At 73.5% G+C, this 13,426-nt stretch carries 9 protein-coding genes; all 9 read left to right on the plus strand.

Features of this window, described 5'->3' with window-relative positions; all coding sequences use genetic code 11:
- Positions 1-76: 76 nt before the first annotated feature.
- On the plus strand, positions 77-526 hold the full coding sequence (locus tag QCN29_RS32885) for a DUF5707 domain-containing protein (RefSeq protein WP_279932741.1): 450 nt from the start codon (positions 77-79) through the stop codon (positions 524-526).
- Between the two features lie 196 nt (positions 527-722).
- Positions 723-2,195: a 3' terminal RNA ribose 2'-O-methyltransferase Hen1 gene (locus tag QCN29_RS32890; protein ID WP_279932743.1), complete on the plus strand. Its 1,473-nt coding sequence runs from the start codon at positions 723-725 to the stop codon at positions 2,193-2,195.
- Positions 2,192-4,720, plus strand: a complete 2,529-nt coding sequence (locus QCN29_RS32895) for a polynucleotide kinase-phosphatase (protein WP_279932745.1) — start codon at positions 2,192-2,194, stop codon at positions 4,718-4,720. The genes QCN29_RS32890 and QCN29_RS32895 overlap by 4 nt, the downstream gene beginning before the upstream one ends.
- A 526-nt stretch (positions 4,721-5,246) precedes the next feature.
- Positions 5,247-5,972, plus strand: coding sequence for a Crp/Fnr family transcriptional regulator (locus QCN29_RS32900; RefSeq protein WP_279932746.1), 726 nt, complete (start codon positions 5,247-5,249; stop codon positions 5,970-5,972).
- Between the two features lie 85 nt (positions 5,973-6,057).
- A complete protein-coding gene (locus QCN29_RS32905; protein ID WP_279932747.1) occupies positions 6,058-6,864 on the plus strand; it encodes a nucleotidyl cyclase domain-containing protein in 807 nt (268 codons plus the stop codon).
- Positions 6,861-9,263, plus strand: coding sequence for a hypothetical protein (locus QCN29_RS32910; RefSeq protein ID WP_279932749.1), 2,403 nt, complete (start codon positions 6,861-6,863; stop codon positions 9,261-9,263). Before QCN29_RS32905 ends, QCN29_RS32910 begins: the two co-directional genes overlap by 4 nt.
- Entirely contained in the window at positions 9,260-10,507 is a 1,248-nt protein-coding gene (locus tag QCN29_RS32915; RefSeq protein WP_279932750.1) for a hypothetical protein, read from the plus strand. The genes QCN29_RS32910 and QCN29_RS32915 overlap by 4 nt, the downstream gene beginning before the upstream one ends.
- 149 nt (positions 10,508-10,656) lie before the next feature.
- Entirely contained in the window at positions 10,657-11,106 is a 450-nt protein-coding gene (locus QCN29_RS32920; RefSeq protein ID WP_279932752.1) for a Pycsar system effector family protein, read from the plus strand.
- A gap of 6 nt (positions 11,107-11,112) precedes the next feature.
- Positions 11,113-13,426 (plus strand): VWA domain-containing protein (locus tag QCN29_RS32925; protein WP_279932753.1); only part of this gene is annotated, 2,314 nt, incomplete at its 3' end.

Raw genomic sequence — 13,426 nt, forward strand, 5'->3', positions numbered from 1 at the left:
CCAAGACCGGTATCACCAGTGGTTCTTCCGCGCCTTCCGCACTGCCGACTCTCCAACGAACTCAGGGGGATCCCCCATGTCCAAGCGCATTCTCTTCTCCTCGCTCATCGGCGCCGTAGCCCTCGCCGGCGTGGCCGCCGGCGGAATCGCCCTGGCTTCGGCCTCCATGGAGCCGACCCTGGAGAACGGCTCGGCCCGCTACGTGGTTCCGTCCGACACCAGCGCGGGCTCGTTCACCTACACCGTGGACGTGAGCGACGACTCGGGCGTCCGGGACCTCAAGGTTCTCGCCTGGCCGGCGAGTTCGAAGCTCGACCCGACCGAGGTGGAGCTTGGCTCGGCGGAGAGCGCCACGTGCCAGAGGACCTCGGACGAGACCACCCGCTGCACCTACACGCTGAAGGTCACGAAGCGGGAGGCTGCCGCACTGACCCAGGGCACCTGGTACGCCTCGGCACTGGCGACGGCCGAGGACGGGGACACCACATTCGTGCCCCGCGCCGCCACCTTCGACGTCACACACTGACCCACCGGCCGAACCCCCCGGGTCGGACCGGGTGTGCTTGACCGGTTGCCGCGTCGCCCGGTCGCCGCTCCAGCCGGACCAGCGGGTTGGAGCCGGGTGCGGCTTCCCGGCCAGCACTGTGCCCCCACCTCCCCCATGGCGTCCCACCAGGGAAAACCGCTGTCCATCCAGGGGTGCGGCACGCATACTCGGTCAGGTGTTCCTGACGATTTCCACCACCGGCACTCCAGAGCGTCCCGCCACCGATCTCGGGTTTCTGCTGCACAAGCATCCGGAGAAGGCGCAGGACTTCTCCACCGCGCACGGCCGGGCGCATGTCTTCTACCCCGAGGCCTCCGACGAGCGGTGCACGGCGGCGCTGCTGCTGGAGGTGGACCCCGTGGCGCTGGTGAGGCGCGGCAAGGGCAAGGGGCGTGGTGGGGCGCCGGACGCCGCGCTGGCGCAGTATGTGAACGACCGGCCGTATGCGGCCTCGTCGTTGCTGGCCGTGGCGGTGAGCACCGTGTTCAGAAGTGCGCTGCGGGGGGTGTGCGCCGCAATGCCCGAGCGGGCCGCGGCGGCGATGCCGCTGCGCGTGGAGGTGCCGGCGATGCCCGCGCGCGGGGGAGCGGAGCTGGTGCACAGGCTGTTCGAGCCGCTGGGCTGGAGCACCGTGCAGGCCGAGCCGGTGGCGCTCGACGAGGAGTTCCCCGAGTGGGGCGAGTCCCGGTACGTACGGCTCGTGCTGGAAGGGGAGCTGAGGCTCGCCGATGCGCTGCGGCAGCTGTATGTGCTGCTGCCGGTGCTGGACGACGCCAAGCACTACTGGGTCGCGCCCGACGAGGTGGACAAGCTGCTGCGGGCGGGCGACGGCTGGCTGGCCGAGCACCCCGAGCAGAAGCTGATCGCCAGCCGCTATCTGGCGCGCCGCCGGGGCCTGACACGGGAGGCGATGGACCGGCTGGAGCTGGTGCGGCTCGCCGAGGCCGACGATCTCGACGTCGAGGACGTGGACAACGCCGTCGACGAGACCGCGGACACCGAGGAGCAGCCGGTTCCTCTCGCCGTACGGCGTCGGGACGCCATCCTGGCGGAGCTGCGCGCCGCGGGCGCGGGCCGGGTGCTTGATCTGGGCTGCGGGCAGGGCCAGTTGGTGCAGACGCTGCTCAAGGACGCGTCCTTCACCGAGATCGTCGGCATGGATGTGTCGGTGCGGGCGCTGAACCTCGCCGGACGCCGGCTGAAGCTGGACCGGATGGGCGAGCGCCAGGCCGCCCGCGTCACCCTGCTCCAGGGCTCGCTCACGTACACCGACAAGAGGCTCACCGGCTATGACGCCGCCGTGCTCAGCGAGGTGATCGAGCATGTCGACTTGGAGCGGCTGCCGTCGCTCGAGTACGCGGTGTTCGGCGCGGCCCGCCCCCGCACCGTGATCGTGACCACGCCGAACGTCGAGTACAACGTCCGCTGGGAGTCCCTGCCCGCAGGACATGTCCGCCACGGCGACCACCGCTTCGAGTGGACCCGCGAGGAGTTCCGCCGCTGGGCTCAGGAGGCGGCGCGGCAGTACGGATACGACGTGCGGCACGCGCCCGTCGGTCCCGACGACCCCGAGGTGGGGCCGCCCACCCAGATGGCCGTGTTCACCGCACGGCAGACCGACCGGAAGAAGGAGGTGAAGGCCGCATGAGCACCGCACGCACGCTCGCCGTGACCGATCTGTCCCTCGTCGTCCTCGTCGGGGCCACCGGATCCGGCAAGTCGACCTTCGCCCGCAGGCACTTCAAGCCCACCGAGGTCGTCTCCTCCGACTTCTGCCGCGGTCTCGTCGCCGACGACGAGAACGACCAGAGCGCCAGCGGCGACGCCTTCGACGTGCTGCACTACATCGTCGGCAAGCGGCTCGCCGCCGGCCGGCTGACCGTCGTCGACGCCACCAACGTGCAGTCCGAGAGCCGCCGCCGGCTGATCCGGCTGGCCCGCTCCCACGATGTGCTGCCCGTGGCGATCGTTCTCGACATGCCGGAGGAGGTATGCGCGGAGCGCAACGCGCTGCGCCCCGACCGGGCCGGGATGCCGCGCCGCGTCATCCAGCGCCACCGCAGCGAGCTGCGCCGCTCGCTGCGCGGACTGGAGCGCGAGGGCTTCCGCAAGGTGCACGTCCTGCGCGGCGTCGCCGAGGCGGAGAGCGCCGACGTCGTGCGGGAGAAGCGGTTCAACGACCTGGCCCACCTCGCCGGGCCGTTCGACGTCATCGGCGATGTGCACGGCTGCAGCGGCGAACTGGAAGCCCTGCTCGCCAAGCTCGGATACGCGGACGGCGTCCACCCCGACGGGCGCACCGCCGTCTTCGTCGGCGACCTCGTCGACCGCGGCCCCGACTCCCCGGGCGTGTTGCGCCGCGTGATGTCGATGGTGTCCTCCGGCAATGCCCTGTGCGTGCCCGGCAACCACGAGAACAAGCTCGGCCGCTGGCTCGGCGGCCGCAGGGTCCAGCACACGCACGGCCTCGCGGAGACCGTCGAGCAGCTGGAGCGGGAGGACGCGTCCTTCCGCGAGCAGGTGCGCGAGTTCATCGGCTCGCTCGTCAGCCACTACGTCCTGGACGAGGGCAGGCTGGTCGTCTGCCACGCCGGACTTCCGGAGAAGTACCACGGACGCACCTCGGGCCGGGTCCGCTCGCACGCCCTGTACGGCGACACGACCGGCGAGACCGACGAGTTCGGGCTGCCCGTGCGCTACCCGTGGGCCGAGGAGTACCGCGGGCGGGCCGCCGTCGTCTACGGCCACACCCCCGTGCCCCGCGCCTCCTGGGTCAACAACACCATCTGCCTGGACACCGGCGCGGTCTTCGGAGGCCGGCTGACCGCACTGCGCTGGCCGGAGCGGGAACTCGTCGACGTGCCGGCCGAGAAGGTCTGGTACGAGCCGGTCAGACCGCTTGCCGCCGATGCTCCGGGCAGCCGCGAGGGCCGGCCGCTCGACCTCGCCGACGTGCACGGACGGCGGATCGTGGAGACCCGCCGTATGGGCCGGGTCTCCGTACGCGAGGAGAACGCGTCCGCCGCGCTGGAGGTCATGAGCCGCTTCGCCGTCGACCCGCGGGTGCTGCTCTACCTGCCGCCGACGATGGCCCCCGCCGCCGCCTCGGGGGAACGGGGCTTCCTGGAGCATCCGGCGGAGGCGTTCGCCCAGTACCGGGCGGCCGGCGTCGAGCGGGTGGTGTGCGAGGAGAAGCACATGGGCTCCCGCGCCGTGGCGCTCGTCTGCCGGGACGCGGCAGCCGCCCGGGAACGCTTCGACACGGACACGGCGGGCGCCCTGCACACCCGCACCGGGCGACCGTTCTTCGACGACCCGGCCATGACGGAGGCGATCCTGAAGCGGCTGCGCGCAGCCGTCACCGCGGCCGGCATGTGGGAGGAGCTGGACACCAACTGGCTGCTGCTCGACGCCGAGCTGATGCCCTGGTCGCTCAAGGCGCAGGGGCTGCTGCGCAGCCAGTACGCGGCGGTGGGCGCAGCGGCCGGCGCGGCGCTCCCGGCCGCGTCGGCGGCCCTGGAGGCGGCCGCGGCGCGCGGCGTGCCCGTGGACGGCCTGCTCGCCGCCCAGCGGGAGCGCACCGCCGACGCGTCCGCGTTCACCGCCGCGTACCGGCGCTACTGCTGGAGCACGGACGGTCTGGACGGGGTGCACCTCGCGCCGTTCCAGATCCTCGCCGTGCGGGGCCGTTCGCTGGCCGCCGTGGAGCACGATGTGCAGTTGGCGTGGCTCGACCGGCTCGCCGAACATGACGCGAGCGGACTGCTCCAGGTCACCCGGCGGCTCATCGTCGACACCGGCGACGAGGCGTCGGTGCGCGCCGGGACCGACTGGTGGTCGGAGCTGACCGGCCGCGGCGGCGAGGGCATGGTCGTCAAGCCGCTGGGCGCGCTCGTCCGGGACGCCGAGGGCCGGCTGGTCCAGCCGGGCGTCAAGGTGCGAGGACGGGAGTATCTGCGGATCGTCTACGGCCCCGAATACACCCGCCCGGCCAACCTGGAGCGGCTGCGCAACCGCTTCCTCGGCCATAAGCGCTCCCTCGCGCTGCGCGAGTACGCCCTGGGGCTGGAGGCGCTGGACCGGCTCGCGGACGGTGAGCCGCTGTGGCGGGTGCATGAAGCGGTGTTCGCCGTCCTGGCGCTGGAGTCGGAGCCGGTCGACCCCCGCCTCTGAGGCGCGGCCGGGGGATGTCTCAACTCCTCCCCGTGCGCCCCGGGGCGCACGGGGGACCCCACTTCCCGAAACCGGGGGCTCCGCCTTCAGACCCCCGGTACGGCCTTCGGCCGTGTCCTCAATCGCCGGACGGGCTGAAATATTCAGCCCCGCCTGGGGGTACCTCCGTGGGGGTACCCCCGGACGGAGTCTGGGGGAGGTAGCTGGGGGTGATTGAGGCGCGCGGGTTCGGGGGCGGAGCCCCCGAGAGAGGCGCGGCTGCGTCGCACGCAGGGGCAGACCGGTGCAGATCGGCCCACGAGGGGCGCACGGATGCGGCTGAGGGGCGCACGCGTCCTTCGCGTTGACGCCCATCCGCCGGCCTTCTAGCGTTCAAAAACCCGCAGAGTGACGCGATGTCAATTCTGTTGCTGACGGCGTCACTGGTGCGGGCCAGACACGGGCCAGGTACGGGCGAAGAACGGGCACACTCAGCGAAAGCGTGGTCCCCCGGAGAAAGGGCCGAATCGACCGTTGTGGGGGGACGATGAGTCTGTTTGGTCAGCACAGGTCGTTCCTCGACGCACTCACCGCCCAGGACCGCCGCGCGCTGCTCGCCGAGGGCGCACCCCGCTCGTACCGACCCGGCGAGGTGATGATCCGCGAGCGTGACACCACCACCTATGTCCTCGCGCTGCTGTCCGGATGGGCGGTCGTCTCGGTCGAGACGGAGCGCGCGGCCCGGCTCATTCTCGCCGTGCGGGGCGCCGGTGAAGTCGTGGGCGATCTGGCCGCAGTGGACCAGGGCCCGCGCAGCGCCACCGTCACCGCGCTGAGCCGCGTCGACGCCGTGTCCGTGTCGGGGGGCCGCTTCCGGGGATTCCTCGCGGCCCGTCCTCACGCCACCTCGCTGATCATGCGGCAGCTCAGCGCCCGGCTGCGCAGCGCCGACAGCGAACGCCGCTCCCTCGCCTCCGCGACCGTGCTCCAGCGGCTGGCCGCCCGGCTCGCGGAACTCGCCGAACGGGCGGGCCGCAAGGAGGACGGCGGCACCGTCGTGGAACTGCCGCTGCCGCAGCACGATCTGGCCGCCGCCATCGGGGCCACCCGGGAGGCCGTCGCCAAGGCGCTGCGCCAGCTCAGGGAGGACGGCGTGGTCCGCACGGCCAACCGCCGGGTGACCGTCGTCGACATGCGGGCGCTGTTCCACCTCGCCCAGGGCCGCGGGCTCCCCGTCGGCCGGCCGTCTCGAAAACCTCCGCCGACTGTGTAAACGGCTACATCGCAGACCCCCGTCGCCCGGCCAGAGTTGTTCCGTCACCAAGCGTCACAGCACCGTCAAGGTCAAGGGAGTCCCCGTGAGCAGTGCGCAAGCCGTCCCCAGAACGGTGGTCTTCGCTGACGCCTGCGGATCGGGCGGACTCGGGCTGGACGCGAAGAGGCGCGACCGCGCCGTGATGTACGAGGCGACGGCGGAGGCATACGCGTCCGTGGGCGTCGAGCCCGCACGGATGCACCAGGAGGACCGGGGCGACGGCATCCTCACCGCCCTTCCGCCGGATCTGCCGCCGACCCTGATGGTGGGGCGCTGGGTGGACACCCTCTACGAGAGTCTGCGGGAGCTGAACGCCGGCCGGGCCCGCCCGCTGCGGCTGCGCGTCGGCATGCACGCGGGACTGGTGCTCGACGACGGCAGGGGCCTCGTCGGGCGTGCGGTCGACCTCGCCTGCCGGCTGTGCGACAGCGACACGGCCAAGCAGATCATGGTCCGGGCCGAACGGGCGGATCTGCTCCTGGTCGTCTCCGACTGGCTGTACGCCAACGTGGTCGCCGAAGGCGGCCGCTATGTGGAGCCGGACTGCTACCGCCAGGCCGTGGTCCGGAACAAGGAGACCGAGGAGAAGGCCTGGTTCCACATACCCCGCCGGCCCGAGCCGCCGCTCGGCGGCCCGGCCGCGGACGGGGCCGGCGGTGGGCCGGAGGGGGACGGCCCACCGCCGCAGCCTCCCCGGACGGCGAAGGACCCGCGGCCGCCGGGCGCCGAGCGCCACTACTCCGCCCGGGGAGACATGCAGGTCTTCCAGGGCAACCAGTTCCACGGCGGCTTCACCGGCATCCGCAAGGACCGCGACGGCCGCAGCCGCAGTGAGGGGGACGGGACATGAGCGACGAGCACGACACCGCCGCGGCACCGGACGAAGGCGGCCGGGGAGACGACGGAAGAGACCAGGGCCAAGACCACAGGGAGGAGGGCAGGACGGGGGACAGGAGGGACGACCGGCGGGACGGGCGCCGCGGGGACGGCAGGGAACCCGCCTCCGCCGACGCCGAGGACGGCCCGGAGCAGCAGCCTGAACCCGACCCCTTCCAGCAGGCCGTGCGCAGCAGGCCCGGCGGCGCGGGCGGCACCGGCGGAGCGGGCACGGCGCACGCAGCACGCCGCACCTTCGCCCAGGCGCGCGACGTCGGGCGCCGCGTCGACATCGGCGGCGACGGCCAGATATTCGAAGGCAACTACTTCATCAACCAGTTCGCCCGGGACGCCGCACCGGCCCTGGTCCACGGCGCCGTCCCGCACGAGGCGCTCCGCGACCTCGACGCCGTCTACTGCGAGGTCACCGGTTACCAGCGGATGAAGCAGCTCCTGCGCGCCGACGGCCTGCTGGTGCTGTGCGGCGAACCCGGCAGCGGCCGCAAGGCCACCGCGCTCGCCCTGCTCTCGGAGCTTGCCGACCACCGCGTGACCCGGCTGGACCCCAGCTGCCGGCTGCACCGGATCGACGACCACATGCTGGAGAGCGGCGCCGGCCATCTGCTGGAGCTGCCCCCGGACGGGGAATGGTCCTCCGACGAAGCGGAGCACACCCCCGAGCGGGGCGGCCGCAGCGGCGAGGACCACTCCGGCTCGCCCGGCCCGGCCCGCCTCTCCGAGCTGCATCTGGACCGGTTCAGCACACAGCTGCGCGCCTCCCGGGCGTACGGTGTGGTGCTCGTCGAGAGCGGCGACCTGGCCGACCGGCTGCTGCGCGGCCGCTACGGCGTCTACTGCCCGCCCGCCCCCGCCGCCGAGGTCCTCGGCCGCCATCTGCGGATGCTGCTCAAGGACGAGCCGGACGGCGCGCTCCAGCGCGCCCTGGAGACCGCCGCACGCGACGACGTCCGCGCCGCCCTCGGCCTGGACGAGCTGCGCCCCCGTGAAGCCGCCCGGCTCGCCGGACTCCTCGCCCGCCGCGAGAAGGACGAGCTGACGCACGAACAGCTCCTGGGCGAGTGCGCCGCCTTCGTCCGGGCGCAGACGCGGTCCTGGTTCGCCGGAGCGGACCGGCCGGGCACCGTCCCCGAGGCCCTGCCCGCGCTGAGCGCCGCGGCCTTCCGCATCGCCGTCGCCGCCTTCAACGGCTCCGCGTACAGCCTGACCTCGGAAGCCGCCGAACTCCTCGCCTGGGAACTCTCCGTGACCCTCCACCCGGGCGAGGCGGTCGGCCGCAGGCTCTTCGGCACCCACGCCGAGATCCGCCCCATGGTCGCCCGGGCCGTGCTGGAGGACGGCGAACTCGACCTCGGGGACGCCGCCGTCCCCGTCACCGCCATCCGCTTCCAGGGCGAGGGCCTGGCCACCGCCGTACTGCGCGAGGTGTGGCACGGCTACCACAACGCCCGCGGTCCGATGGCGCGCTGGCTCAGGATGCTGTGCGACGACCCCCGCCCCCAGGTGTGGGTGCGGGCCGCCATCGCCGCGGGCGTCCTGTGCTCCTGGGACTGGATCCACGGATACGGCGAACTGATCCGCCCCATGGCCCTGACCGACAGCCCGACGACCCGGATGGCCGCCGCCACGGCGCTCGCCGAGGCGGCGCGCGACTCCGCGGTGCAGCCCGCGGTCAAGGCCCTGCTGAAACAGTGGGCGCAGAGCGACGACGAGGCACTGCTGACCACCGCCGTGATGGCGCACGGCTACGGGCTGCCCGCCGGGTCCGTACGCGCCTCGCTCGACGCGCTCGCCAAGGCCGTGCGCTCCGACGAGGACGGGGCCGCCCTCGCCGCGGCCTCGTTCAGCGTGGTGCGGCTGCTCGCCTCCGACGAGCCGGAGACGGTGGTCCGCCGGCTCGGCGCCTGGCTCAGGGACGGCCGGCGGGAACTCGCCGACCTCGTGCTGCTGTCGGTGATCGGCGCCGTCGACGTCCGCACCACCTATCTGTGGGGGCTGACCGACGTCCCGGCGCTGGAGCCGCACCGGTCGCGTCCGCTGCTCACCGCCCTGCTCGCCGCCCGGCCGGAGCTGACCGAGCCGCTCGCCGCGCTCGTGCGGCGCACGCTGTCCGTCGCCCGCTCCGGCGAGGTGGCGCTGGAGGCGTTCGGCGGGCTGCTGCGCAGGGCCGCCGAGGACGACGAGGTGGCGCTGGAGGCGGTGTGCGGACTGCTGCCGCTGCTCGGCGCGCAGCGCAGGGACCGGGACCGGCTGCGCGGCCTGCTGGAGGAACTCGTCAAGGACCGGGACGACCCGATGGACAAGTCCGCTGCCGGAAGGATGTGGGACGCGGTGGGGGAAGGAGCTGACCGATGAGCTCGCCGGAGCCCGACGAGCGCCCGGACCGGCAGGAGCCCGGACCGGAGCGGGGCCACAGCGAACGCCCCAAGGGACCCCTCGTACGTGAGTGCACACCGCCGTACCGGCGCACCAGCGGACAGCTCGCCGCCGTGGTGCTCTACCGGGACGGCGGCCATGTGGTGGAGTGGCCGGACCGCCGCGAGAACCATCGGCGGCAGTGGCTCAGCCGCCCGTACACCGTCTTCGAGGTGCTGCTCGGCCGGAACGTCACGGAGTTCGACCTCCGGCTGCCCGCCGCCGGGGACAGCGTCTTCTTCGACGCCTCCGCCAAGGTGCACTGGGAGGTGGCCGACCCCTATCTGGTGGTCACCCAGCGGGTGTGGGACGTCGCCGAGCTGCTGCACGACGACCTCCTGGACGGGCTGCGCGCCATCTCGCGGCGGTTCGCGCTCACCGAGGCGCAGCGCGCCGACGAGGCCGTACGGGACGAGCTGAGCGCCGGCCGGCTGTCCCTCGGCCGCGATCTGGGACTGCGCACCCGCGTCCACGTCTTCGTCGATCTGAGCAAGGCCGTGCAGCGCAAGGTGCGGCGGCGGCACGAGATCGACCTGGAGATGGCGGCGGACGAGCGCAAGGCCGAGCGCGAGCGGCGCAAGGACCAGCACGAGCGGGGGCTGGTCGCCGAGCGGGCGAGGGAGCTGGAGGTTCTGCTGCTACGCGGCGAAGAGGCCGAGATCGCCCACCACATGGCGCAGAACCCGGACAAGCAGTGGGCGATCCGGGACGCCCTCCGGCAGGAGAAGAGGGAGGGACAGGCCGACTTCCTGGCGCTGTTCAACCGGCTGATCGACACCGGCGTGCTGGAGCGCCATGACATCGGCGAGCAGATGTACGAAGTGCTCCAGTATCTGCGTCGCAGCACCGGCGGCGTCCTCGGCGGCGTCGCCGAACGCGTCCTGCCGCAGCCGGCCGGAGGGCGACCCGAACTGGAAGAGCGATCCGCCCCCCGGCCGCCGGCCGAGCCGCGCCGGCCCGAACCCCGGCGTCCCTCCTGGGAGTCCGACGAGGGCTTGGGCGCGGAGGGTGACCCGGAGCGGCGGCATGTGTACGAGCCGACCCGCGTCGAACCCGCCTCCGAGCGGGACTTCGAGCGGGACTTCGATCGGGACTTCGATCGGGACTTCGAGCGGAGCCGCAACTCCGCGCCGGGCGGCCGGTCCAGGCCCAGCGAGGCCTTCGACGACTGGGACGACGAATGACGGCCGCACGGGGACCGGGCGCCCCGGGACCGGCCGCACGGGGACCCGCGGCCCCGGAACCGGCCGCACCGGGACCCGCGGCCCCGCCCCCCGCGGCACCGGGGCCCCCGCTCCCGGAGCCGGACGCCCCGCCCGAAGACGTCCGCTTCATGGCGGAACGGCTGCTGGCCTCCGTCCGGGAGGACATCGGCAGGGCCGACACCAAGGCGGCGATCCTGCTGTCCGGCGCGGTGGCGGTCCTCGCCGTCCTGGTGTCCGACGGGAGCACGCTGCCGCCCGCGGACGGCTCGGGTGCCGGGCCGCTGCTGATCGCCGCCGCGCTGTGCTGGGCCGCCGGGCTGCTGATGCTCGTCGCCGTGATCCTGCCCCGCACCAGGATCGGCGCCGACCGCACCCTGCTGCGCGATCTTTCGGCCCACGCCTCCGTCGAACATCTGCTGGCCCGCCTCGTCGCGTCCCGCGAGAACGTCACCGGCTGGCTGCTGGACCAGGCGAGCGTGCACGGAGCCGTGCTCGCCGCGAAATACCGGTGGCTGCGCCTGGGCGTGGGGTCTCTCGCGCTCGGCGGGCTGCTGGCCCTCCTCAGCGAACTGTGGTGAGAGACGATGCACCTGAGAAGCAAGGCGGGCGCGCTGACGGCGGCCGGTGTGCTGCTGGCCCTGTCCGGCCCGGCGGCCGCCCCCTCGGCCGCGACCGCGCCGGAAGCCGCCGCCCCCGCCGCCCTCCGGGCGCCCGCCGCCCCGGGAGACGGACCCGACCCCATCGACTTCGCAGTCGTCGTCGACCAGTCCAAGAGCCTTTCCGACAAGGACCTCACCCGTGAGGTGGAGGCCGCCGCCCTGCTCAGCCAGGGCGAGATATCGGAGCGCTCGCGCGCCCTCGTCATCGGATTCGCCAGCTCCGAGAAGCCCGGCCAGACACCCGTGCGCGAAGTCTGCCCGCTGACCGTGGCCGACGCGGCGGGACGGCAGCGGCTGAGCGACTGCGTACCGGACCTGTCCGACCGGGACCCCGAACGCACCGGACCCGGCACCGACTTCCCCGCCGCCCTGCGCCAGGCCGTCGACCGGCTGACCGAGGACGCGCGCAAGGACACCCCCAAGGTCGTCTTCCTGCTCACCGACGGACAGCTGGACGTGCGCGACAGCCCCGAATACGGCACCGACCCCGCCAACCGCCAGGCCAACGGCGAGAAGCGGCTGAAAGAGGAACTCGCCCGCGCCCGCAGCGCCTCCGTACAGGTCTGGCCGCTCGGCTTCGGCAGCAGCATCGACCGCGCGGCGCTCACGGCCATGGCGGAGGGCGGCTACCGCAACGGCTGCGCCGACCGGCCCGACGCCACCCCCAGAATGCGGGTCGTCGACAGCTCCGCCGACATCGACAAGGCGTTCCAGGAGACCTTCGCCGCCGCCCGCTGCGCCGGCCTTGTCGACGGCACGATCGGCAAACCCCCCGCCGACCTCCATGTCACCATCCCCCCGGTAGCCACCGACGGCTCCATCACCGTCAGCAAGCACGACCCCAAGGTGACGGTGACCTACTACGACCCCAAGGGCCGCGAAGTGCCCACCCGCGGCGCGTTCGACGGCTCGGCCTTCGAGGTCAGCGGCCAGGACGGCCCGGTGGAGGCGCTGCGCGTCAAGAACCCGCTGCCGGGCCGCTGGCGCGTGAGCGTCCAGGCCCCCGAAGGACACCGGGACCGCGAGGTGGCCGTCCGGGCGATCTGGCAGGGCAGGCTGCGCTCCACCGTCACGCTGGACCCCGCCTCCCCGCATGCCGGGGAGAAGGCCGTCGTGGAGGTCAGAATGCAGACCCGGAGCGGCGTCGTGATCAGCGATCCGGAACTGCTGGCCGGGGTCGAGGTCTCGGCCCGGATGTCCGGCAGCGGCTTCGACCCGGTCACCGTGGAGCTCGCCGACGACGGCGCGGAACCGGACCGCGAGGCCGGCGACGTTCGGTTCACCGGTGAGGTCACGGTGCCCGAGACGGCCGCCGGAAAGCTGGCGATCACCACCACGATGGCCGCGCCCGGCGTCACGGCCGACCAGCGACCCCTTTACGCGGGCGTCAGCGACGGCCCCCGGCCCGTCACGGCCGGGCTGACCGTCGACCGGGCCGCCGTCCAGCCCGGCGGCGAGGTCACCGGCGTTCTGGACGTCACCAACAACGACACCGTGCCGCACACGCTGCGTCTCGCCCTCGAGGACCAGCCGCCCGGCTCCGCCGTGAAGATCAGCCCGGCGACCGTCACCGCGCCGCCTTCCGAGAGCACCAGCGTGAGCTTCACCCTCTCCATCGGTGAGAAGGCGCCGTACGGGGAACTCGGCGGAACTCTCGCCGTGGTGGACGCCACTCAGGACGAAGCCGTGCTCGACACCGCGTTCCCCGGCATCCGCGTCGTGGCCCCGCCCACTTGGTGGGACCGCTGGCTGTGGGCGGTCATCGCGGGCGCCGCGCTTGCGCTGCTGCTCGCCGCCTTCGCCGCCGTGCGCCGCCGGGCCGCCGTCGCCGGCCGTGATCTGACCGGCGTGCGGCTGGAGCTGAGCCTGGAGGGCAGAGCGCTCGACGAGCTCACCGTGCGCGCCCGGCAGAGTCCGGGCGGCGACTTCCACTTCACGGTGGACCGGGTCCGCGGCGCGGCCCCCGTGCTGCAGCGCACGGCCCAGGGGGCGGCGGGCAGCCACCGGCTGCGGCGCACCTCCGGCGGCGAGTTCCTGCTCCGCCTCCACCAGGGGCGCGAGCGCACCCTGCGCCCCGGAGAGCCCGCCGGCATCGCCGAGGGGCTGGAACTCCTCGTCCACGACCGGCGCGGCGCCGCCGCGTCCCGTCCTCGGCGCGGCGGCCTGACGGGCCGCACCGGCGCGGTGCCGGGCGGCCGGAGCCCGGGGCAGGCCGGGCGCCGCCGCTGGTCCGACCGCC

The sequence above is a fragment of the Streptomyces chengmaiensis genome (genome assembly GCF_029846775.1).
Lineage (GTDB): Bacteria > Actinomycetota > Actinomycetes > Streptomycetales > Streptomycetaceae > Streptomyces > Streptomyces chengmaiensis.